Annotated in this window: 18 protein-coding genes; 8 read left to right on the forward strand and 10 right to left on the reverse strand. The window is 66.1% G+C overall.

The window, feature by feature from the left end; all coding sequences use genetic code 11:
- From ttgB to LOY33_RS20325, 3 genes are all read left to right on the forward strand, one after another.
- The gene (gene ttgB, locus LOY33_RS20315) at positions 1–3156 is read left to right on the forward strand and encodes a multidrug efflux RND transporter permease subunit TtgB (RefSeq protein WP_043860766.1); all 3156 of its coding nucleotides are present in this window, start codon (positions 1–3) and stop codon (positions 3154–3156) included.
- Positions 3153–4607: an AdeC/AdeK/OprM family multidrug efflux complex outer membrane factor gene (locus LOY33_RS20320; protein WP_258659883.1), complete on the forward strand. Its 1455-nt coding sequence runs from the start codon at positions 3153–3155 to the stop codon at positions 4605–4607. Before ttgB ends, LOY33_RS20320 begins: the two co-directional genes overlap by 4 nt.
- Before the next feature lie 200 nt (positions 4608–4807).
- Positions 4808–6061, forward strand: a complete 1254-nt coding sequence (locus LOY33_RS20325) for an OprD family porin (protein ID WP_100633546.1) — start codon at positions 4808–4810, stop codon at positions 6059–6061.
- Between the two features lie 102 nt (positions 6062–6163).
- Here the strand turns inward: LOY33_RS20325 and LOY33_RS20330 are convergent, their stop codons facing one another.
- A complete protein-coding gene (locus tag LOY33_RS20330) occupies positions 6164–7078 on the reverse strand; it encodes a TauD/TfdA family dioxygenase (RefSeq protein ID WP_043860763.1) in 915 nt (304 codons plus the stop codon).
- Between the two features lie 181 nt (positions 7079–7259).
- On the opposite strand from LOY33_RS20330, the gene LOY33_RS20335 reads away from it, so the two are divergent.
- The gene (locus LOY33_RS20335; protein WP_043860762.1) at positions 7260–8186 is read left to right on the forward strand and encodes a LysR family transcriptional regulator; all 927 of its coding nucleotides are present in this window, start codon (positions 7260–7262) and stop codon (positions 8184–8186) included.
- On the opposite strand, the gene LOY33_RS20340 is transcribed toward LOY33_RS20335, so the two are convergent.
- On the reverse strand, positions 8143–9189 hold the full coding sequence (locus LOY33_RS20340; protein WP_258659891.1) for an ABC transporter substrate-binding protein: 1047 nt from the start codon (positions 9187–9189) through the stop codon (positions 8143–8145). The two genes, LOY33_RS20335 and LOY33_RS20340, sit on opposite strands and share 44 nt — an antisense overlap.
- A 268-nt stretch (positions 9190–9457) precedes the next feature.
- On the opposite strand from LOY33_RS20340, the gene LOY33_RS20345 reads away from it, so the two are divergent.
- Genes LOY33_RS20345 through LOY33_RS20355 form a run of 3 tightly spaced genes read left to right on the forward strand, consistent with a single transcriptional unit; the run spans position 9458 to position 13476 of the window.
- Positions 9458–11044, forward strand: a complete 1587-nt coding sequence (locus LOY33_RS20345; protein ID WP_258659894.1) for an ABC transporter permease — start codon at positions 9458–9460, stop codon at positions 11042–11044.
- Positions 11041–11865, forward strand: a complete 825-nt coding sequence (locus LOY33_RS20350) for an ABC transporter ATP-binding protein (protein ID WP_043860759.1) — start codon at positions 11041–11043, stop codon at positions 11863–11865. Before LOY33_RS20345 ends, LOY33_RS20350 begins: the two co-directional genes overlap by 4 nt.
- 9 nt (positions 11866–11874) lie before the next feature.
- Positions 11875–13476 carry an arylsulfatase gene (locus LOY33_RS20355; protein ID WP_258659896.1) on the forward strand — a complete coding sequence of 534 codons (1602 nt, stop codon included), beginning with the start codon at positions 11875–11877 and terminating at the stop codon, positions 13474–13476.
- Here LOY33_RS20355 and LOY33_RS20360 read toward each other — a convergent pair.
- Positions 13448–14140: a Crp/Fnr family transcriptional regulator gene (locus LOY33_RS20360; RefSeq protein ID WP_054914803.1), complete on the reverse strand. Its 693-nt coding sequence runs from the start codon at positions 14138–14140 to the stop codon at positions 13448–13450. The genes LOY33_RS20355 and LOY33_RS20360 overlap by 29 nt on opposite strands.
- 89 nt (positions 14141–14229) lie before the next feature.
- Between LOY33_RS20360 and LOY33_RS20365 the strand changes: the two genes are divergently transcribed.
- Entirely contained in the window at positions 14230–14754 is a 525-nt protein-coding gene (locus LOY33_RS20365; RefSeq protein ID WP_196932600.1) for a DUF962 domain-containing protein, read from the forward strand.
- Positions 14755–14839: 85 nt separating this feature from the next.
- Here the strand turns inward: LOY33_RS20365 and pcaC are convergent, their stop codons facing one another.
- From pcaC to LOY33_RS20400, 7 genes are all read right to left on the reverse strand, one after another.
- Positions 14840–15232 carry a 4-carboxymuconolactone decarboxylase gene (gene pcaC, locus LOY33_RS20370; protein WP_043860755.1) on the reverse strand — a complete coding sequence of 131 codons (393 nt, stop codon included), beginning with the start codon at positions 15230–15232 and terminating at the stop codon, positions 14840–14842.
- Positions 15233–15242: 10 nt separating this feature from the next.
- Complete coding sequence (pcaD, locus tag LOY33_RS20375) at positions 15243–16034, reverse strand: 3-oxoadipate enol-lactonase (RefSeq protein WP_054914805.1); 792 nt, start codon at positions 16032–16034, stop codon at positions 15243–15245.
- A gap of 11 nt (positions 16035–16045) precedes the next feature.
- Complete coding sequence (locus LOY33_RS20380; RefSeq protein WP_043860753.1) at positions 16046–17410, reverse strand: 3-carboxy-cis,cis-muconate cycloisomerase; 1365 nt, start codon at positions 17408–17410, stop codon at positions 16046–16048.
- Positions 17411–17422: 12 nt separating this feature from the next.
- Positions 17423–18712 carry an MFS family transporter gene (locus LOY33_RS20385; protein WP_054914806.1) on the reverse strand — a complete coding sequence of 430 codons (1290 nt, stop codon included), beginning with the start codon at positions 18710–18712 and terminating at the stop codon, positions 17423–17425.
- A gap of 120 nt (positions 18713–18832) precedes the next feature.
- A complete protein-coding gene (gene pcaF, locus LOY33_RS20390) occupies positions 18833–20038 on the reverse strand; it encodes a 3-oxoadipyl-CoA thiolase (protein WP_173925075.1) in 1206 nt (401 codons plus the stop codon).
- A complete protein-coding gene (locus tag LOY33_RS20395) occupies positions 20035–20814 on the reverse strand; it encodes a CoA-transferase subunit beta (RefSeq protein WP_043860750.1) in 780 nt (259 codons plus the stop codon). The genes pcaF and LOY33_RS20395 overlap by 4 nt, the downstream gene beginning before the upstream one ends.
- Positions 20811–21671: a CoA transferase subunit A gene (locus LOY33_RS20400; RefSeq protein WP_258659898.1), complete on the reverse strand. Its 861-nt coding sequence runs from the start codon at positions 21669–21671 to the stop codon at positions 20811–20813. The genes LOY33_RS20395 and LOY33_RS20400 overlap by 4 nt, the downstream gene beginning before the upstream one ends.
- Positions 21672–21775: the final 104 nt, after the last annotated feature.

A 21775-nucleotide genomic window follows, 5' to 3' on the forward strand; every position in this document is an offset into this window, starting at 1 on the left:
ATGTCGAGATTCTTTATCGATCGCCCCATCTTTGCCTGGGTAATCGCCCTGGTGATCATGCTGGTCGGGGCCTTGTCGATCGTCAAGTTGCCGATCAACCAGTACCCGAGCATCGCGCCGCCGGCCATCGCCATCGCCGTGACCTACCCGGGCGCCTCGGCGCAGACCGTGCAGGACACCGTGGTCCAGGTGATCGAGCAGCAGCTCAACGGTATCGACAACCTGCGTTATGTGCAGTCCGAGAGCAACTCGGACGGCAGCATGACCATTACCGCCACCTTCGAGCAGGGTACCAACCCTGACACCGCGCAGGTCCAGGTGCAGAACAAGCTGAACCTGGCCACCCCGCTGTTGCCGCAAGAAGTGCAGCAGCAGGGTATCCGCGTGACCAAGGCAGTGAAGAACTTCCTGCTGGTGATCGGCCTGGTGTCCGAAGACGGCAGCATGACCAAGGACGACCTGTCGAACTACATCGTCTCCAACATGCAGGACCCGATCTCGCGTACCGCCGGTGTGGGTGACTTCCAGGTGTTCGGTGCCCAGTACGCCATGCGTATCTGGCTCGATCCGGCCAAGCTGAACAAGTTCCAGCTGACCCCGGTGGACGTCAAGACCGCCGTGGCCGCGCAGAACGTGCAGGTGTCCTCCGGTCAGCTGGGCGGCCTGCCTGCCCTGCCCGGCACGCAGCTCAACGCCACCATCATCGGCAAGACCCGCCTGCAGACCGCCGAGCAGTTCGAGAAGATCCTGCTCAAGGTCAACCGCGACGGTTCCCAGGTCCGCCTGGGCGATGTCGCCGACGTCAGCCTGGGGGGCGAGAACTATAGCGTCAGCGCACAGTTCAATGGCAAGCCGGCCTCCGGCCTTGCGATCAAGCTGGCAACCGGGGCCAACGCCCTGGACACCGCCAAGGCACTGCGCAACACCATCGCCGAGCTGGAGCCGTTCTTCCCGCCTGGCATGAAGGCGGTGTTCCCGTATGACACCACGCCTGTGGTCACCGAATCGATCAGTGGGGTGATCCACACCCTGATCGAGGCGATCGTGCTGGTGTTCCTGGTGATGTACCTGTTCCTGCAGAACTTCCGCGCCACCGTGATCACCACCATGACCGTACCGGTGGTATTGCTCGGCACCTTCGGCATCCTTGCCGCAGCAGGCTTCAGCATCAACACCCTGACCATGTTCGCCATGGTCCTGGCCATCGGCCTGCTGGTGGACGACGCCATCGTGGTGGTGGAAAACGTCGAGCGGGTGATGTCCGAAGAGGGGTTGTCACCCAAGGAGGCGACCAAGAAGTCCATGGGCCAGATCCAGGGCGCCCTGGTCGGTATCGCCCTGGTACTGTCGGCGGTACTGCTGCCGATGGCGTTCTTCGGCGGCTCCACGGGCGTGATCTACCGGCAGTTCTCGATCACCATCGTGTCGGCCATGGGCCTGTCGGTGCTGGTCGCGCTGATCTTCACCCCGGCGCTGTGCGCCACCATGCTCAAGCCGGTCAAGAAAGGCGAGCACCATACCGCCAAGCGTGGCTTCTTCGGCTGGTTCAACCGCAACTTCGACCGCAGCGTGCAGAGCTACGAGCGCGGCGTGGGCAACATCCTGCGTCACAAGGCCCCGTACTTCCTGGCCTACATCCTGATCGTGGTGGGCATGGTGTGGCTGTTCATGCGTATCCCTACCGCGTTCCTGCCCGAGGAAGACCAGGGCGTACTGTTCGCCCAGGTGCAGACCCCGGCCGGTTCCAGTGCCGAGCGCACCCAGGCGGTGGTCGACGAAATGCGCGCCTACCTGCTGGACAAGGAGTCCGACACAGTGGCCTCGGTGTTCACCGTGAACGGCTTCAACTTCGCCGGCCGCGGCCAGAGCTCGGGCATGGCCTTCATCATGCTCAAGCCGTGGGGTGAACGTTCTGCCGAAAACAGCGTGTTCAACCTGGCAACCCGTGCCCAACAGCACTTCTTCAGCTTCCGCGACGCGATGGTGTTCGCCTTCGCCCCTCCGGCCGTACTGGAGCTGGGTAACGCCACCGGTTTCGACGTGTTCCTGCAGGACCGCGCCGGCGTCGGCCACGACAAGCTGATGGAAGCGCGCAACCAGTTCCTGGGCATGGCCGCGCAGAGCAAGATCCTCACCCAGGTACGTCCGAACGGCCTGAACGATGAGCCGCAATACCAGCTGACCATCGACGACGAACGCGCCAGTGCCCTGGGCGTGACCATCGCCGATATCAACAACACCCTGTCGATCGCCCTGGGTGCCAGCTATGTGAACGACTTCATCGACCGTGGTCGGGTCAAGAAGGTCTACCTGCAAGGCACTGCCGATTCGCGCATGAGCCCTGAAGACCTGCAGAAGTGGTACGTGCGCAACGCCGCCGGCGAGATGGTGCCGTTCTCTTCCTTCGCCAGCGGCGAGTGGAGCTACGGTGCACCCAAGCTGTCGCGTTACAACGGTGTCGAGGCAATGGAAGTACTCGGTGCGCCAGCCCCTGGCTACAGTACCGGTGAGGCCATGGCCGAGGTCGAGCGCCTGGCGGCGCAACTGCCAGCCGGTGTCGGCTTCGCCTGGACCGGCATGTCGTACGAAGAGAAGCTGTCGGGCTCGCAGATGCCGGCACTGTTCGCGCTGTCGCTGCTGATGGTGTTCCTGTGCCTGGCGGCACTGTACGAGAGCTGGTCGATCCCGATCGCGGTAGTGCTGGTAGTGCCGCTGGGTATCATCGGTGCACTGATGGCGGCCAGCATGCGCGGGCTGTCCAACGACGTGTACTTCCTGGTGGGGCTGCTGACCACCATCGGCCTGGCGGCGAAGAACGCGATCCTGATCGTCGAGTTCGCCAAGGAACTGCACGAGCAGGGCCGCAGCCTGGTCGATGCGGCGATCGAGGCGTGCCGCATGCGTCTGCGTCCGATCATCATGACCTCGCTGGCGTTCATCCTGGGCGTGGTGCCGCTGACCATCGCCACGGGTGCAGGCTCCGGCAGCCAGCACGCCATCGGTACCGGTGTGATCGGCGGCATGATCACCGCAACGGTACTGGCGATCTTCTGGGTACCACTGTTCTTCGTAAGCGTGTCGTCGCTGTTCGGTAGCAAGAAGCCCGAAGAAGAGGACGCCAAACCTGAAACCCCACGCTATGAGGCCGGGCAATGAGTAAGTCCCTGTTGTCCCTGGCAGTCACCACCTTCATTCTCGGTGGCTGCTCGCTGATCCCTGATTACCAGACCCCCGAGTCGCCGGTGGCGGCCCAGTGGCCGCAAGGGCCGGCCTACTCGCCGACCCAGTCGGCCGACGTGGCTGCGGCCGAACAGGGCTGGCGCCAGTTCTTCCATGACCCGGCGCTGCAGCAACTGATCCAGACCTCGCTGGTCAACAACCGCGACCTGCGGGTCGCCGCGCTGAACATCGATGCCTACCGGGCGCAGTACCGCATCCAGCGGGCCGACCTGTTCCCGGCGGTCTCGGCCACCGGCAGCGGCAGCCGCCAGCGGGTGCCGGCCAACGTTTCGCAGACCGGCGAGTCGAGCATCAACAGCCAGTACTCGGCCACCCTGGGCGTGAGTGCCTACGAACTCGACCTGTTCGGTCGGGTGCGCAGCCTCAGCGAGCAGGCCCTGGAAACCTACCTGTCGAGTGAACAGGCGCGTCGTTCCACGCAGATCAGCCTGGTGGCCAGCGTGGCCAACGCCTACTTCACCTGGCAGGCCGACAAGGAGCTGCTGACGCTCACCGAAGACACGCTCAAGACCTACGAGCAGAGCTATGCCCTGACCCGTCGCAGCAGCGAAGTCGGCGTGGCCTCGGCCCTGGACCTGAGCCAGGCGCGTACCTCGGTCGAGGGCGCACGGGTCAAGCTGGCCCAGTACCAGCGCCTGGTGGCGCAGGACCTGAACAGCCTGGCCGTGCTGGTCGGCACCGGCGTGCCGGCGAACCTGCCCAACGGCATGAAACTCGACAGCGACCTGCTGGCCGACGTGCCGGCCGGCCTGCCGTCGGACGTGCTGCAGCGTCGTCCCGACATCCAGGAGGCCGAGCACCTGCTCAAGGCCGCCAACGCCAACATCGGCGCGGCGCGCGCAGCGTTCTTCCCGAGCATCAGCCTGACCGCCAACGCCGGGACCCTGAGCCCCGACATGGGCGGGCTGTTCAAGGGAGGCTCGGGCACCTGGCTGTTCCAGCCGCAGATCAACCTGCCGATCTTCAACGCCGGCAGCCTGCGTGCAAGCCTGGACTACTCGAAGATCCAGAAGGACATCAACGTCGCCAAGTACGAAAAGACCATCCAGACTGCCTTCCAGGAAGTTTCCGATGGGCTGGCGGCGCGCCAGACCTTCAACGAGCAGTTGCAGGCCCAGCGTGATCTGGTCGAAGCCAACCAGGACTACTACCGCCTGGCCGAGCGTCGCTACCGTATCGGTATCGACAGCAACCTGACGTTCCTGGATGCCCAGCGCAACCTGTTCAGTGCCCAACAGGCCCTGATCAGCGACCGGCTGTCGCAGCTGGTCAGCGAGGTCAACCTGTACAAGGCCCTGGGTGGCGGCTGGTACGAGCGCACCGGTGATGCCCGCCAGCAAGCGTCGATCGAGTCGCCCAAGGGTTGATTCGATAGCGTGGCGACACAACAGCCCACCCTTCGCGGTGGGCTTTTTTGTGCCTGCAAGCCTGCCCCTACCAAAAGTAACCAGACAGTTAGTGTTCGGTTATCGCCCAATTCCGCCTGTAACGAATTGATTCCCTCCTGCCTGCCACAGCACCATCCATCCGCCATCGCCCCAACATAAAAACAAGAGACGCCCTAACGATGAACACTTTCCAGCCCGCACGTCACCTGTTCCCCGGCCTGCTTGCCATGAGCTGCGCCCTGCCCGCCCTGGCCGACGAAGGGGGCTTTGTCGAAGACGCCAAGGTAGGCCTCAACCTGCGCAACTTCTACATCAACCGCAATTTCGTCGACCCGGCCAACCCCCAGGGCAAGGGCGAGGAATGGACCCAGAGTTTCATCCTCGACGCCAAGTCCGGCTTCACCCAGGGTACCGTCGGCTTCGGCGTCGACGTGCTGGGCCTGTACTCGGTCAAGCTCGACGGCGGCAAGGGTACCGCCGGCACGCACCTGTTGCCGGTACACGATGACGGCCGCCCGGCCGATGACTTCGGACGCCTGGGCGTGGCGCTCAAGGCCAAGGTCTCGAAGACCGAGCTGAAGGTCGGCGAATGGATGCCGGTACTGCCGATCCTGCGTTCGGACGACGGCCGCTCGCTGCCGCAGACCTTTCGCGGCGGCCAGCTGACCTCCCAGGAAATCGACGGCCTGACCCTGTATGCCGGGCAATTTCGCGGCAACAGCCCGCGCAACGACGCGAGCATGGACGACATGTCCATGAACGGCCGCGCCGGTATCACCTCCGACCGCTTCAACTTTGCCGGTGGCGAGTACACCTTCAACGACAAGCGCACTCTGGTCGGGGTGTGGAACGCCCAGCTCAAGGACATCTACAACCAGCAATACATCAACCTGGTGCACAGCCAGCCGCTGGGCGACTGGACCCTGGGCGCCAACCTGGGCTACTTCATCGGCAAGGAAGACGGCGCCGAGCGTGCCGGCAAGCTCGACAACCGCACCGCCTCGGCGCTGCTTTCGGCACGCTATGGCAGCAACACCTTCTACGTGGGGCTGCAGAAAGTCAGCGGCGACGACCTGTGGATGCGGGTCAACGGCACCAGTGGCGGCACCCTGGCCAACGACAGCTACAACGCCAGCTTCGACAATGCCAAGGAGCGCTCCTGGCAGCTGCGTCACGACTTCAACTTCGCCGGGCTTGGCGTGCCGGGGCTGACCCTGATGAACCGCTACATCAAGGGCGACAACGTGCACACCGCCGTGGTCAGCGACGGCAAGGAATGGGCGCGGGAATCGGAGCTGGCGTACGTGATCCAGTCCGGCAGCCTGAAGAACCTGTCGTTCAAATGGCGCAACTCGACCATGCGCCGCGACTTCAGCACCAATGCATTCGACGAGAACCGCCTGATCGTCAGCTACCCGATCAGCTTTCTCTGACCTTCGGGCCTGCGTTGCAGCCCATCGCGGGTCAAGCCCGCTCCCACAAGGATCACCGAACTCCTGTGGGAGCGGGCTTGACCCGCGATGAGGCCAGCCCCATCAGCCCACATCCTGCCCCTTGATGGTGCGGCTACGCTGCCCCTGCACCCCCACCGGCACATCCCCCTGCAGCGTCACCCGACGCACCACACGCCCCTGGGTACCGTAGTCATCCACCGCATAATGCTGGGTCGCGCGGTTGTCCCAGATCGCCACGTCCCCGGCCTGCCAGCGCCAGCGCACGGTGTTCTCCAGGCGCGTCACATGGCTCTGCAGCAGGTTGAACAGGTGATCCGAATCGGCCTTCGAATAGCCCTTGATGCGCTTCACGAAATGCCCCAGCAGCAGGTGCTTCTCACCGCTCACCGGGTGCACCCGCACCACCGGATGCTCGGTCTCGTACACCGTCGAAGTGAACACCTTGCGGTAGTTCTCCAACTGCTCGAGGCTCACGTTCGGCTTGGTCGCGGCATAGTCGTACTCGTTGCTGTGCACCGCCCACAACTGCTCGGCCAGCGCCTGCAAGGCCGGTGACAGGTCATCGTACGCGCTGGCGGTATTGGCCCACACCGTATCGCCCCCCGACGCCGGCGCCACCACCGAACGCAGGATCGACGCCTTGGGGTACGCCTCGACGAAGGTCACGTCGGTGTGCCAGGAGTTGGCCCGACGCCCTTGCCCGCCATCGAGTTCCAGCAGGTAGCGGGTGCCATCGCGCACCGGCACGGTCGGGTGCGCGATGGGCTCGCCCAGCAGGTGCGCGAAGGCCTCCTGGGTCTGGTCGTCCAGCTGCGTCTGGCCCCTGAAGAAGATCACCTTGTGCTGCACCAGCGCGGCCTGGATCGCCTCCACCACCGCCGGGGCCAGGTCGGCGCCCAGTGTCACTCCACGAATTTCGGCACCGATGCGCCCGGCCACCGGATGAATCTCCAGCGCATGGCTGACAGGTGCTGCGGCAAATGCGGCGTTGCTCATGGTTCGTCCCTCATCGGTTGCGTCACGGTAAGTGCCGATGAAACTCTGGCGCTATCTATATGCAAATAAGCTCTAACAGATATGCAAGTGCTTCATTGACGGAATAAGAGCTTGCATTTAAAACCCAGACTCCCGGGGCGGCAAATACCTTCGCCCTATTTTTGGAATGCCGGAAAAGCATATGGATCTTCGCCAACTGCGCTACTTCATCGCCCTCACCGAACACCGCAGTTTCGTGCGCGCCGCCGACGCCATGGGCATCACCCAGCCCGCCTTCAGCCGCAGTATCCAGGGCCTGGAGCAGGAGTTCGGCTGTGTGCTGGTGGACCGCGCCAACAAGGATCTGCGCCCCACGCCCGAAGGCCAGGTGGTGCTGCAGCACGCCCTGCGCCTGGTGCAGGGCGCGGCGCAGTTGAGCAGCGAGGTGCAGCAGATGACCAAGCTCGATGCCGGCGAGCTGCGCTTTGGCTGCGGCCCCGCGCCAGCGGTGAACCTGGTGCCGCAGGCGGTGGCGCAGTTCATCAACGCCCACCCCAAGGTGCGCACGCATTTCGAGGTCTCAAACTGGGAAAAGCTCAGCCGGGCGCTGAGCCGCGAAGAGATCGAGTTCTTCGTCGCCGACATCCGCCACTTCGAAGCCGACCCCAACTTCCAGACCCTGGCCCTGACCCCGCGCCGCGGCCTGTTCTTCTGCCGCCCCGGGCACCCGCTGCTGGCCAAGGACAGCCTGTCGACCAACGACATGTTCGACTACCCGCTGGCCTGTTCGCTGATTCCGCCGGGGGTGCGCAAACTGCTGGCCAACCTCAGCGGCAAGACCGACTTTTCGCCGCAGATCCAGAGCGAGCACCAACCCACCCTGCTCAAGATCGTGCTCGGCACCAATGCCATCGGCATCGGCAGCGAAGAGGCCTACGGCGCGGCGGTGCAGGCCGGCGAACTGGTGCGCCTGCACTGGCGCAACCTGCCGGCCAACCTCGACAGCTTCAATGCCCGCTGCGGCATCGTCAGCCGCAGCGGCTACCGCCTGTCCCCTGCGGCGCGGGCGATGATCGAGACCCTGATCAACCTTGACCGCCAGCCTGCGCCACAGGCGCTGGTCGGGTAGCCTGCGGCGCCAGCCACTGGTCGACCTTGAACGGTTTGCGAATCAGGCGCTGCTGCGCGGCGAGGTCCACCGAGGCTTGCAGGCGGGCGAGAAAGTCGGGGTCCAGGGTCGAGTCGAACACCGCGCTCAGGCGCTCCTGGCTGAGGTCACGCTGCAGGATCGCCGGCGGGTAGCTGGCACGCTCCGACACCAGCTGGATATAGGCGTCCTTGTTGGCATCGTCGGTCAGCCATTGCACCGCCGGCTGCTGCGCGGCGACGAACTTCTCGACCACTGCCGGGTACGCATCGACGAAGGCACCGGCGGCCACCAGCACCGCCTGCACATTGCCCGCCCCGCCCAGATCGCGGGTATTGAGCGGCAGTTCGGCCAGGCCGCGATCGGCCAGCGCACTGATGCCGGTGGAGCCCCAGGTGGCGTCGATCTGCCTGGCCGCCAGGGCGGCGATAGCCGCGCTGAAATCCAGGTTGATGACCTTGAGGTCCTTCTCGCTCAGGCCCTGGCTGGCCAGCGCGGCATCGAACGAAAGCTGCGTGGCGGTGCCACGGAACACCGCCACGCGCTTGCCCTTGAGGTCCTGCAGGGTCTTGATGCCGCTGCCCGGCACCACCCCAAGGTAGTGCTTGACCCCGCGCGCGGTGGCGGCCACCAGGCGGGTGTCGACGCCATTGGCCTTGCCGATGATCGCCGCCAGGTCGCCCAGGTAGGCGAAGTCCACCTGGCCATTGGCGAACGCCTCGTTGATGACCGGCCCCGCACCCTTGAAGTAGTTCCACTGGATGCTGATGCCGTCGGTGGCGAAGGCTTTCTCCAGCAGCTGTTGCTGTTGCAGCACGTCGGTGATGCCACCGCCCGAATGCTGGGTGCCGGCACTCAGGTCGGGCACCGCGATGCGGATCTGCTTGAGCTCGGCGCCCTGCGCCAGTGTCGGCATCCAGCCGATCACGGCGGCCAGTGCGGGGGTGGCGAACAGGCTGAAAACACGATTGATCGACAGGTTCATGGCACACAGCTCCTTGTAATGGTGCGGCCACGCTACCCATAGCGGATGCCAATCTTTAAATACTATTAAATTACATTTTAATAACCAGATTACATATAAGCCCTGTCAAGCCCGGCCCTGCGGGCTATGCATTTCACGCAACCAAAATATGCTTCGAATGCATTGGCTGCGCGGCGAGTCAGCGGCTTTAAATGCAGTTCTTATCGCTCAATCGAATGTAATTTCTTCTGCATATACCCATAAGAAATATACAAATAGCGAGGCCTGCATGACCCGTACCGCCCTTTCCTCACTGGCCCCCGCCCCTGGCCTGCCGCGTCTGCGCAGCCTGCCCTGGCAGCGCCTGCAAGCCTGGTATCTGCCCTTGCTGCTGGCGGCGGTGTGGTGGCTGGCCAGCCGCAACCACTGGATGAGCGAGCAGATACTGCCACCGCCTGCACTGGTATGGGACAGCGCCGTGGAACTGGGTCGCGGCGAGGTGTGGGCGCACCTGGCCATCAGCCTGCAACGCCTGCTCCTGGGGCTGGTGGCCGGGGTCGGGGCCGGTGCGGTGCTCGGCGCCTGGATGGGCTTCAGCCAGCGCGCCGAACGCCTGGTACTGCCGACTTTCAACGCCCTGGCGCAGATCCCCACCCTGGCCTGGGTGCCGCTGTTCATGGTGCTGTTCGGCATCGGCGAAGTGCTCAAGCTGGTGGTGCTGGTCAAGGCGGTGATCGTGCCGGTGACCCTGCACACCCTGGTGGGCGTGCGCGATGCCCAGCCGCGCCTGCGCGAAGCGGCGGCGGTACTGCGCCTGCCCACGCACCTGCTGGTTCGCCGGCTGATCCTGCCCGCTGCGCTGCCGGCGTTTCTGGCCGGTGTGCGCCTGGCCCTGGCGGCCGGCTGGACCTCGCTGCTGGCGGTCGAGCTGCTGGCCTCCAGCGAAGGCCTGGGCTACCTGATGGTGTGGGCACGGCAACTGTTCATGCTCGACATCGTGTTCGTGTGCATCGCCGTGATCGGCGTGCTCGGGCTGCTGATGGACCGCGGCCTGGGCTGGCTCGACCGGCGCCTGCTGCACTGGCCGCACCCGGCCACCGCACAACTGCGGGTGCGCCCGCTGCTTGGCTGGCAGCACCTGCATGCCCTGGGCCTGCCGCTGGCGCTGCTGGTGCTGTGGCAACTGGCAAGCCAGTACGGTTGGGTCGATGCGAACATTCTGGTGGCGCCGCTGGAGGTGGTGCACAGCACCTGGGCCGGCGTGCTCGACGGCACCTTGAGCGGCGCGCTGGCCGTCAGCGTCGGGCGAGCGCTGGGCGGCCTGCTGCTGGGCGGCAGCCTGGGCTTTGCCTTCGGCCTGTTACTGGGCCTGTCGCGCCGCGCCGAGCGCCTGCTGGGCCCGAGCCTGGCCGGGCTGCGCCAGATCGCGATCTTCGCCTGGGTGCCGCTGCTGACCGCCTGGTTCGGCCTGGGCGAACTGGCCAAATGGGTATTCGTCGGCCTGGCGGCATTCTTCCCGCTGTTCATCGCCACCCAGCGCGCGGTTGCCAGCCTGCCTGCGCAGCTCGACGAAGCCGCCCGCGTGCTGCGCCTCAGCGGTGCCCAGCGCCTGCGCAGGCTGGTGCTACCAGGCGCCGCGCCGGGCATCTTCGCCGGGTTGCGGGTCGGCCTGATCTACGCCTGGCTGGGCACCATCGGCGCCGAGTACTTCATGCCCTCCGGCGGTGGCATCGGCAGCCTGATGATCGGCGCCCAGCAACTGCTGCGCATGGACCTGATCATGGCCGGCATGCTGCTGGTCGGCCTCACCGGCGCCCTGCTCGGCGCCGTCGGACAACACATCGAACTGCGCGCCACGCGCTGGAGACGGGCATGAACGCACTCGCTCACCCACGGGTCAGCTTCAACCAGGTCGGCAAGCGCTTCAGCGTGGCCGACGGCGAACTGGAAGCGATCCGCGATTTCAACCTGCAGATCGCCGACGGCGAATTCGTCGCCATCGTCGGCGCCAGCGGCTGCGGCAAGTCCACCCTGCTGCGCCTGCTGGTGGGCCTGGACGCCGAGTACCAGGGGCAGATCCTGATCGACGGCCAGCCGGTGCACGGCATCGGCAGCGAACGCGGCATCGTGTTCCAGGAGCACCGCCTGTTCCCCTGGCTGACGGTGGCCGAGAACATCGACCTGGGCCTGGTCAACGAGGGCCTGGAGCGCACCCGGCGCGCCCGGCGGGTGGCCGACTTCATCAGCCTGGTGGGCCTCGAAGACTTTGCCCAGGCCTACCCGCACCAGCTCTCGGGCGGCATGGCCCAGCGCGTGGCGATTGCCCGCGGGCTGGTGGCCAGCCCGCGCATCCTGCTGCTGGACGAACCCTTCGGCGCCCTCGACGCCCTTACCCGCCAGCAGATGCAGGACGAACTGCTGGCCATTCGCGAACGGGCGCGCATCACCACCCTGCTGGTAACCCACGATGTCGAGGAAGCGATATTCCTGGCCGACCGCGTGGTGGTGCTCGAACCGCGCCCGGGGCGGATCAAGCGCATCGTCGAGGTCGACCTGCCTCACCCACGCCAGCGCGCCAGCCTGGCGTTCCACCGCCTGCGCGAAACCCTGCTGCACGAACTGACCCACGACGAGCGCTACCTGCCGCCCGCCGTGGAGCAGATCCGCGACCTGCCCCTGACCTACCTTGCCTGCTGAGTGCCGACCATGAGCCAACGCCCCAACTTCCTGATCATCGTTGACGACGACCTGGGCTTTTCCGACCTGGGTGCCTTCGGCGGCGAAATTGCCACGCCGCACCTGGACGCCCTGGCCACTGCCGGCCTGCGCCTGACCGACTTCCACACCGCGCCCACCTGCTCGCCGACCCGCTCGATGCTGCTGACCGGCACCGACCACCACATCGCCGGCATCGGCACCATGGCCGAGGCGCTGACCCCGGAGCTGATCGGCAAGCCGGGCTACGAGGGCTACCTCAATGACCGCGTGGTGGCGCTGCCCGAGCTGCTGCGCGAGGCCGGCTACCAGACACTGATGAGCGGCAAGTGGCACCTGGGCCTGAAGGCCGAGCTGGCGCCACATGCGCGTGGCTTCGAACGTTCGTTCGCGCTGCTGCCGGGCGCGGCCAACCACTATGGCTTCGAACCCACCTACGACGAACACACCCCCGGCCTGCTCAAGTCGACCCCGGCGCTGTACATCGAGGACGACACCTTCGTCGAAGCGCTACCCGAGGGCTTCTATTCCTCCGACGCCTTCGGCGACAAGTTGCTGGAGTACCTCAAGGAGCGCGACCAGAGCCGGCCGTTCTTCGCCTACCTGCCGTTCTCCGCGCCGCACTGGCCGTTGCAGGCGCCGGCCGAGGTGGTGGCGCGCTACAAGGGTCGCTACGACGCCGGGCCCGAAGTACTGCGCCAGGAGCGCCTGGAAAAACTGCGCGCCCTGGGCCTGATCGGCGCCGAGGTGCAGGCGCACCCGGTGGATGAACAATGGCAGGCGCTGAGCGACGAACAGCGCCAGCGCTCGGCACGCGCCATGGAGGTGTACGCGGCGATGGTCGAGCGCATGGACTGGAACATCGGCCGGGTGCTCGGCTACCTGCGCAACCAGGGCCTGCTGGACAACACCCTGGTGCTGTTCATGTCCGACAACGGTGCCGAGGGCGCGCTGCTCGAAGCCTTCCCCAAGTTCGGCCCGCACCTGGCCAGCTACCTGGACCAGCACTACGACAACAGCCTGGACAACATCGGCCGCGCCAACTCCTACGTGTGGTACGGCCCGCACTGGGCCCAGGCGGCCACCGCACCGTCGCGGCTGTTCAAGGCCTTCACCACCGAGGGCGGCATTCGCGTGCCGGCCCTGCTGCACTACCCGGCACTGGCGCGCCAGGGGCAGATCAGCCATCAGTTCAGCACCGTGATGGACATCACCCCGACCCTGCTGGACCTGGCCGGCATCCGCCACCCGGGCAAACGCTGGCGCGGGCGCGACGTGGCGCCGCTGCGCGGCAAGTCGTGGCTGGGCTACCTGTCGGGCGAGACCGAGCAGGTACACGACGAGCACACCGTCACCGGCTGGGAGCTGTTCGGGCGCCGGGCGATTCGCCAGGGGCACTGGAAGGCGGTGTACATTCCAGGCCCGGTGGGGCCGGCCACCTGGCAGCTGTACGACCTGAGCATCGACCCCGGCGAGGTCCACGACCTGGCGCAGGCGCAGCCGGCAAAACTGCAGGCCCTGCTCGGCGAATGGCAGAAGTACGTCGAGGAAACCGGGGTGATCCTCAGCCAGTCGCCGTTCCAGCCGGATTAGCCATCAGTGCCAGGCGCGCGGGGTCGAGAATCTCGATCTCGCCGTAGCTCAGGCGCAGCACGCCATCCTGCTCCAGCGCCTTGAGAATCTGGTTGGTGGTCTGGCGCGACAGCGCGAGCATCAGCGCCAGTTGCTCCTGGGACAATTGCAACACCCTCCTGGCCCCCTCCACTTCGCCGTAACCGGCGGCGATCTGCAGCAGCCGGTAGGCCACCCGCGGCGCGGCACTCATCAGGCTCTGCTGCTCCAGCGCGACAAAGGCCAGGCGCAGCTTGTGGCTCATCAGCAAGGCGAATTCACGCCAGTAATGCGGTTGCGCATCCAGCAATTTCACCAGCGCGCCCTGGGGCACCCGCAGCAGGTGGGTGGCACCTTCGGCATAGGCATCGTGGGTACGTGGCTGGTCGTCGAACAGGCAGATCTCGCCGAACCAGTGCGGGGCCTCGATCAGGGTCAGCACCGCCTCCTTGCCCTGGGCGCTGACCGCACCGATGCGGATGGCGCCATCGAGCACCGCGTACAGTCCGCAAGGCGGGTCGCCGCGCTGGAACAGGCAGGCGCCGGCCTCCAGGCTCACGGGCCGGGCCAGGTGCAGCAGGCTATCCTGCAGGGTAGCGGGCAACTGTTTGAACCAGTGACCCTGGCGCAAGGTTGAAGCGTTCATCGGGGGCCTCGTGGTGACACTGTCGGCTAGCCGACAGACGACGGTGCCTGCGCAGGGCAAGCTCGGGCAATCCTACAGGAGGAACAACAATGAAAAGCCTCGTCGAGCACCTGAGTCAATACGCGGCCTACCACCGCGACCCACGCAACATCGCCACGCACTTCGTGGGTATCCCGCTGATCGTGGTGGCGGTCACGGTGCTGCTGTCGCGTCCGGGCATGGCATTGGGCGGGGTGTGGCTGTCGCCTGCATTGCTGGTGGCGCTGTGGTCGGCGTGGTTCTACCTGCGCCTGGACACCCGCTTCGGGTTGCTGATGAGCGTGTTGCTGGGCTTGTGCCTGTGGGCCGGGCAGGTATTGGCGGTTCAAAGCACGCTGGTGTGGCTGGGTGCGGGGCTGGGGCTGTTCGTGGTGGGCTGGGTGATCCAGTTCGTCGGCCACTATTACGAGGGGCGCAAGCCGGCGTTTGTGGACGACATCAGCGGGCTGATCGTGGGGCCGTTGTTCGTGGTGGCGGAGATGGCGTTCGTGCTGGGGTTGCGCGGGGAGTTGAAGCGGTCGATCGAGGCGAATGCGGGGCCGGTGGGTAGTCGCTCGAAAAAGGCGGCAATCTGAAGGCCCATTCGCCGGCAAGGCCGGCTCCTACAACGGCACGCACACACTGTAGGAGCCAGCCTTGCTGGCGAAGAGGCCCTGAAGATCAGGCGCGGGATTCGACGCCCAGTTCATCCCACACCGACTCCGCCAGGTGGAACGTGGCATTGGCCGCCGGGATCCCGCAATAGATCGCGCTCTGCATCAGCACTTCCTTGATCTCTTCGCGGGTCACGCCATTGTTCGCCGCCGCCCGCAAGTGCAGCTTCAGCTCTTCATTGCGGTTCATGCCGATCAGCATCGCGATGGTGATCAGGCTGCGGGTATGGCGTGGCAACCCCGGCCGCGTCCAGATATCGCCCCACGCGTGCCGGGTGATCATTTCCTGGAACTCGCCGTTGAACTCGGTGAGGTTGCTCAGGCTGCGGTCCACATGGGCATCGCCCAGTACCGCACGCCGCACCTGCATGCCGGCCTCGTAACGTTCTTTTTCGTCCACAACCTACTCCTCAGCGGGCCAGCAGAAAATCGATCACGCGGCGGCTGAACGGCGCGCCGACTTCAACGTTGGACAGGTGCGCCGCCTGGAACTCGGCATACTCGGCACCCACCACATGTTCCTGGATGAAGCGCCCGCCAGCCGGCGGCGTGACCGCATCGGCACTGCCGGAAATCACCAGCAGCGGCACCTTGATCTCACCCAGCTGGTCCCGGAAGTCCGCATCGCGCACCGCGCCGCAGTTGGCCGCATAGCCATCGGGCGAAGTACCCGCCAGCATGTCGGTGATGCGCTTGGCCTGGTCCGGGTTGGCCTGCGCATAGGCCTTGGTGAACCAGCGCTCGATGGAGGCGTCGCGCAGCCCCACCATCGCCGCCTCGCGGTCGCGCAGCACCATGTCGATGCGCGGGTTCCATACCTCGTCGTTGCCGATCTTGGCTGCGGTGTTGCACACGATCAGGCGGTTCAGGCGCTCGCCGGCATGGATGCCCAGCCACTGCCCGATCAGCCCGCCCATGGACAGGCCGCAGAAATGCGCCCGCTCGATCTTCAGCGCGTCCAGCAGTGCCAGCACGTCACGCCCCAGTTGCTCGATGCTGTACGGCCCCTCGGTCACCAGCGACTGGCCATGCCCGCGAGTGTCGTAGCGCAGTACCCGAAAATGCGCGGCAAATGCCGGCAGTTGCGGGTCCCACATGGTGTGGTCGGTGCCCAGCGAGTTGGACAGCACCAGCACCGGTGCGCCCTCGGGCCCGTCGAGCCGGTAGTTCAGTACGCCATCAGCGAGTTGTACGCTAGCCACAACGGCCTCCTTCAACGCTTGAATTGTTGGTGTTCAGCCACCGCCCGCGCCACCCACACGCGGGCCTGGCCCAGGTAATGAGCAGGGTCGAGCAGGCGGTCGAGTTCGTCCGCCGACAGCTCGGCAGTCACCTGCGGATCGTCGCCCAGCACGTCGCGCAGCTGACGCTGTTCGGCCACCGCACGCTTGCAGCAGGTTTCCAGCAGGTGGTGTGCGGTGTCCCGGCCCAGTCGCTGGGCCAGCACGATGCTGACCGCCTCGGCCAGCACCAGGCCCTGGGTCAGGTCGAGGTTGCGGCGCATGCGCGCAGCATCCACCTCCAGGCCCTCGGCAATCACCTGGGCCTGGCGCAGGGCGCCGGACACCAGGCAGCAGATCTCGGGCAGGGTTTCCCATTCGGCATGCCACAGGCCCAGGCTGCGCTCGTGCTCCTGGGGCATGGCCGCGAACAGCGTGGACACCAGCCCCGGTACACGGGTAGCGGCGCCGATCAGCACCGCCGCGCCCACCGGGTTGCGCTTGTGCGGCATGGTCGACGAGCCGCCCTTGCCCGGCGCAGCAGGCTCGAACACCTCCGCCGCCTCGGTCTGCATCAGCAGGCTCACATCGCGTCCCAGCTTGCCCAGGCTGCCGGCGATCATGCCCAGCACCGAGGCGAACTCCACCAGGCGGTCACGCTGGGTATGCCAGGGCTGCTCGGGCAGGCTCAGCCTGAGCTGCCCGGCCAGCGCCTCGGCCACCGGCAATGCCTTGTTGCCCAGCGCCGCCAGGGTGCCGGAGGCGCCGCCGAACTGCAGGCTCAGCAGGCGCGGCTTGAGCTCCTGCAGGCGCTGACGGTGACGGGTGAGTGCACCGAGCCAGCCGGCGATCTTCATGCCCAGGGTCACGGGCGTTGCATGTTGCAGCCAGGTGCGCCCGGCCAGCGGCGTGTCGGCATGCTGCAGCGCCTGGTGCGCCAGGCTGTCGGCCAGGCGCGCCAGGTCGGCTTCGATCAGGCCCAGGGCATCGCGCAATTGCAGCACCAGCCCGGTGTCCATCGCATCCTGGCTGGTAGCGCCCAGGTGCACGAAGCGCTCGGCTTCGGGCACGCCGCTGGCAATCACCTTGCCCAGCGCCTTGACCAGCGGGATGGCCGAGTTGCCGGCCACCGCGATGGCCTCGGCCAGGGCCGCGAAGTCATAGCGCTCGGCCTGGCAGGCCGCTTCGATCGGTGCCACCGCCACCTGCGGGATCAGCCCCACCGCCGCCTCGGCGCGGGCCAGCGCGGCTTCGAAATCGAGCATGCCCTGCACTCGGCCACGGTCGGAAAACACGGCGCGCATGGCCGGCGCGGTGAAGTAGGCATCGAACAGCTGATTGCCCGGACGTTGGTTCATCGGTGGTCCTTCTCAATGATCGTGGTGCAGGTACGCCGCCTGCTTGGGCAGGCGCAGGCTGAACAGGAAGGCAATCGCCATCATCACCGTAACGTACCAGTAAAAGGCATTTTCCATGTTCAGCGACTTGAGCCCCAGTGCCACATATTCGGCCGAGCCGCCGAAGATCGCGTTGGCCACCGCGTAGGCCAGGCCCACGCCCAGCGCACGTACCTGAGGCGGGAACATCTCGGCTTTGACCAGCCCGCTGATCGAGGTGTAGAAGCTCACGATGGCCAGCGCCAGGGTGATCAGCACAAAGGCCAGGAACGGGCTGGTGACGGTTTTCAGGGTAAGCAGGATCGGTACCGTGCACAGGGTGCCCAGGGCGCCGAACCAGAGCATCGAGGTGCGCCGGCCGATGCGGTCCGAGAGCATGCCGAACAGCGGCTGCATGCACATGTACAGGAACAGTGCACCGGTCATGATGAAGCTGGCGGTCTTGGCGCTCATGCCCGCAGTGTTCACCAGGTACTTCTGCATGTAGGTGGTGAAGGTGTAGAAGATCAGCGAGCCGCCGGCGGTGTAGCCAAGCACGGTGATGAACGCCGCCTTGTGGTTGCGGAACAGGCCGCCGAGGCTGCCGGCGTCCTTGTCGTTGCGGGTTTCGGCGCTGCTGGTCTCTTCCAGCGAGCGACGCAGGAACAGCGAGATCACCGCCGCGATGGCACCCACCACGAACGGGATGCGCCAGCCCCAGGCGCGCAGCTCATCTTCGGTGAGCAGTTGCTGCAGGATCACCACCACCAGCACCGCCAGCAGTTGCCCGCCGATCAGGGTCACGTACTGGAACGAAGCAAAGAAACCGCGCTGGCCGCGCAGGGCCACCTCGCTCATGTAGGTGGCGGTGGTGCCGTATTCGCCGCCCACCGACAGGCCCTGGAACAGCCGCGCCAGCAACAGCAGCGCCGGTGCCCAGGCACCGATGCTGGCGTAGGTCGGCAGGCAGGCGATCACCAGCGAGCCGGCGCACATCATCAGCACCGAGATCATCATCGAATTCTTGCGCCCGTGGCGATCGGCCACACGGCCGAACAGCCAGCCGCCGATGGGCCGCATCAGGAACCCGGCGGCGAACACGCCAGCGGTGTTGAGCAGCTGCACCGTCGGGTCGTCGGAGGGGAAGAAAGCCGGGGCAAAGTAGATCGCGCAGAAGGCATAGACGTAGAAGTCGAACCATTCCACGAGGTTGCCCGAGGAGGCACCGACGATGGCGAAAATGCGTTTGCTGCGTTCTTCGCCGGTGTAATGGATTGAAGTCATGGCAATTCACTCTGGGAGGATGTCTGAAGTCTAGACACACTCGGTAACACTCACGTTCCACAGAACAATCACCCCGCTGCCCCGACCTTGCGTGGAGGTCGCAGCAGCGGGGTCATTGATTTACACGCGCTCGATGGCCAGGGCCAGGCCCTGCCCGACACCCACGCACATGGTCGCCAGGCCTTTGCGCCCGCCGGATTTCTCCAGCTGGTGCAGCGCTGTCAGCACCAGGCGTGCGCCGCTCATGCCCAACGGGTGACCCAGGGCAATGGCGCCGCCGTTGGGGTTGACCTGCGGCGCGTCGTCGGCAATGCCGAGTTCGCGCAGCACGGCCAGGCCTTGGCTGGCGAAGGCTTCGTTGAGCTCGATCACGTCGAAATCGGTGACCGCCACGCCCAGGCGCTCGATCAGCTTGCGCACCGCCGGCACCGGGCCGATGCCCATTACCCGGGGGGCAACGCCGGCACTGGCCATGCCGAGCACGCGCGCGCGCGGGGTCAGGCCATGCTTTTGCACCGCCTCGGCCGACGCCAGTATCAGCGCCGCGGCGCCGTCGTTGACGCCCGAGGCGTTGCCGGCGGTGACCGTCTTGTCCGCGCCGTTGACCGGCTTGAGCCTGGCCAGGGCTTCGAGGGTGGTGTCGGCGCGCGGGTGTTCGTCGTGCTCGACCACGGTCTCGCCCTTCTTGTGCGCGATGCGCACCGGCACGATCTCTTCGGCGAAGTAGCCGGCGGCCTGGGCCTTGGCGGTGCGCTGCTGGCTGCGCAGGGCGAAGGCATCCTGGTCGGCGCGCGATACCTGATAGTCGTCGGCCACGTTGTCGGCGGTCTGCGGCATCGCGTCCACGCCGTACTGGGCCTTCATCAGCGGGTTGATGAAGCGCCAGCCGATGGTGGTGTCTTCCAGCTTCATGTTGCGCGAGTAGGCGCTTTCGGCTTTGCCCATCACGAACGGTGCACGGGACATCGACTCGACGCCGCCGGCAATCGCCAGCTCCATCTCGCCGCTGGCAATGGCGCGAAACGCCGTGCCGATGGCGTCCATGCCCGAGGCGCACAGGCGGTTGAGGGTCACACCTGGCACGCTGTCGGGCAGCCCGGCCAGCAGCAGGGCCATGCGCGCTACGTTGCGGTTGTCTTCACCGGCCTGGTTGGCGCAGCCGAAGAACACTTCGTCGAGCTGGTCCCATTGCACGGTGGGGTTGCGCTCGATCAGCGCCTTGAGCGGCACCGCCGCCAGGTCATCGGCGCGCACGCCGGCCAGGGCGCCGCCGAAGCGGCCGATGGGGGTGCGAATCGCGTCGCAGATGAATACGTCACGCATCAGGCTTCTCCCGGCGCTTGGCCGTGGGCGGCCGCGGTGCGCGCTTCGAGGTCGCGCAGCGCAGTCAGCTCGACTTCGCTCGGCGCCACGGTGGTTTCGACGCTGTCGGCAAAGCGGATCGCCCAGCCGGTGGCGGCGACGATCTGCTCGCGGGTCACACCCGGGTGAATCGAGGTGACCACGAATTCGTTGCTGCCGGCTTCAGGTTCCATGATGCACAGGTCGGTGATGATGCCCACCGGGCCGGCACCGGGCAGGCCCAGGCGTTTGCGCGAGTCGCCGCCTTCGCCGTGGCCGACCGAGGTGATGAAGTCGAGCTTGTCGACGAAGGCGCGCGAGGACTGCTTGAGGATGATCAGCACGGTCTTGGCGGAGCCGGCGATTTCCGGTGCGCCACCGGCACCCGGCAGGCGTACCTTGGGCTGGTGGTAGTCGCCGACCACGGTGGTGTTGATGTTGCCGAAACGGTCGACCTGGGCGGCGCCCAGAAAGCCCACGTCGATGCGCCCGCCCTGCAGCCAGTAGCGGAAGATCTCGCCGGTGGGCACCACGGTATCGGCGGTTTCGGCCAACTCGCCGTCACCGATGGACAGCGGCAGTACCGTCGGCTTGGCGCCGATAGGGCCCGATTCGTAGATCAATACCACGTCGGGCGAAGAGGTCAGGCGTGCCAGGTTGGCGGCCTTGGACGGCAGGCCGATGCCGACGAAGCACACGGCGCCGTTGCGCAGGCGGCGGGCAGCGGCAACGGTCATCATTTCATTGGTGGAGTAGCTCATTGTACAGCCTCCGAAGCGCTGGCCAGTTTTGCCTTGAAGGCAGGGAAGTCGGCGGTGCCGCGAATGTATTCGTCGATCCAGGCGGTGAAGGTCTCACGGCTGCGGGCAATCGGGTCCCAGGCCTGGTAGAAGCGGTTGTCACGCTCGGAGTAGCCGTGCGCGTAGGACGGGTGCGCCCCGCCCGGTACCAGGCACACGGCCGACAGTGCCCAGGTGGGCAGCACGCAGGCATTCATTGGCGCGTTGAGGTCGTCGACGATCTCTTCCACGGTGACGATGCAGCGCTTGGCGGCCAGGGCGGCCTCCTTCTGCACACCCAGGATGCCCCACAGCAGCACGTTGCCCTTGCGGTCGGCCTTCTGCGCGTGGATCACGGTGACGTCCGGGCGAACCGACGGCACGGCGGCCAGCACCTCACCGGTGAACGGGCAGGTCACGCTCTTGATCAGCGGGTTGACCTTGGGCAGGTCGGAGCCGGCGTAGGCGCGCAGCACCGCGAACGGCAGGCCCGAGGCACCGGCAACGTAGGCGTTGGCGAGGTCGGCGTGGCTGTGTTCTTCGATTTCCATGGCGTGCGGCCACTGCTTCTCGACCGCGTCACGCAGGCGGTGCAGCGACCCGACACCCGGGTTGCCGCCCCACGAGAAGATCAGCTTGCGGGCGCAGCCGGCGCCGATCAGCTGGTCGTAGATCAGGTCGGGGGTCATGCGCACCAGGGTCAGATCCTTCTTGCCCTGACGAATGATTTCGTGCCCGGCGGCGGTCGGGATCAAATGCGTGAAGCCTTCAAGGGCGACGCTGTCGCCGTCGTTGACGAACTGCTTCACGGCGTCGTGGAGCGAGAGGATTTCAGCCATTGCAGACTCCTGGAGAGCGGTTTCAGAGGTGCCTCTGGGCGGCACCGGCATGAGCTCAGATTAAGGCGGCGCATTGGGCCGTACAATCCGATAATCGCCATAGC

The sequence above is a fragment of the Pseudomonas sp. B21-036 genome (assembly GCF_024748925.1).
GTDB classification, from domain to species: Bacteria; Pseudomonadota; Gammaproteobacteria; order Pseudomonadales; family Pseudomonadaceae; genus Aquipseudomonas; species Aquipseudomonas palmensis.

Excerpts from the sequence above, each read along its gene's own strand:
- LOY33_RS20325 (WP_100633546.1), top strand. The coding sequence starts at position 4,808 with ATGAACACTTTCCAGCCCGCACGTCACCTGTTCCCCGGCCTGCTTGCC.
- LOY33_RS20320 (WP_258659883.1), top strand. The coding sequence starts at position 3,153 with ATGAGTAAGTCCCTGTTGTCCCTGGCAGTCACCACCTTCATTCTCGGT.
- LOY33_RS20350 (WP_043860759.1), top strand. The coding sequence starts at position 11,041 with ATGAACGCACTCGCTCACCCACGGGTCAGCTTCAACCAGGTCGGCAAG.
- LOY33_RS20385 (WP_054914806.1), bottom strand. The coding sequence starts at position 18,712 with ATGACTTCAATCCATTACACCGGCGAAGAACGCAGCAAACGCATTTTC.
- LOY33_RS20330 (WP_043860763.1), bottom strand. The coding sequence starts at position 7,078 with ATGAGCAACGCCGCATTTGCCGCAGCACCTGTCAGCCATGCGCTGGAG.
- LOY33_RS20395 (WP_043860750.1), bottom strand. The coding sequence starts at position 20,814 with ATGAGCTACTCCACCAATGAAATGATGACCGTTGCCGCTGCCCGCCGC.
- LOY33_RS20335 (WP_043860762.1), top strand. The coding sequence starts at position 7,260 with ATGGATCTTCGCCAACTGCGCTACTTCATCGCCCTCACCGAACACCGC.
- LOY33_RS20345 (WP_258659894.1), top strand. The coding sequence starts at position 9,458 with ATGACCCGTACCGCCCTTTCCTCACTGGCCCCCGCCCCTGGCCTGCCG.
- LOY33_RS20360 (WP_054914803.1), bottom strand. The coding sequence starts at position 14,140 with ATGAACGCTTCAACCTTGCGCCAGGGTCACTGGTTCAAACAGTTGCCC.
- LOY33_RS20340 (WP_258659891.1), bottom strand. The coding sequence starts at position 9,189 with ATGAACCTGTCGATCAATCGTGTTTTCAGCCTGTTCGCCACCCCCGCA.
- LOY33_RS20365 (WP_196932600.1), top strand. The coding sequence starts at position 14,230 with ATGAAAAGCCTCGTCGAGCACCTGAGTCAATACGCGGCCTACCACCGC.
- ttgB (WP_043860766.1), top strand. The coding sequence starts at position 1 with ATGTCGAGATTCTTTATCGATCGCCCCATCTTTGCCTGGGTAATCGCC.
- LOY33_RS20380 (WP_043860753.1), bottom strand. The coding sequence starts at position 17,410 with ATGAACCAACGTCCGGGCAATCAGCTGTTCGATGCCTACTTCACCGCG.
- LOY33_RS20355 (WP_258659896.1), top strand. The coding sequence starts at position 11,875 with ATGAGCCAACGCCCCAACTTCCTGATCATCGTTGACGACGACCTGGGC.
- LOY33_RS20400 (WP_258659898.1), bottom strand. The coding sequence starts at position 21,671 with ATGGCTGAAATCCTCTCGCTCCACGACGCCGTGAAGCAGTTCGTCAAC.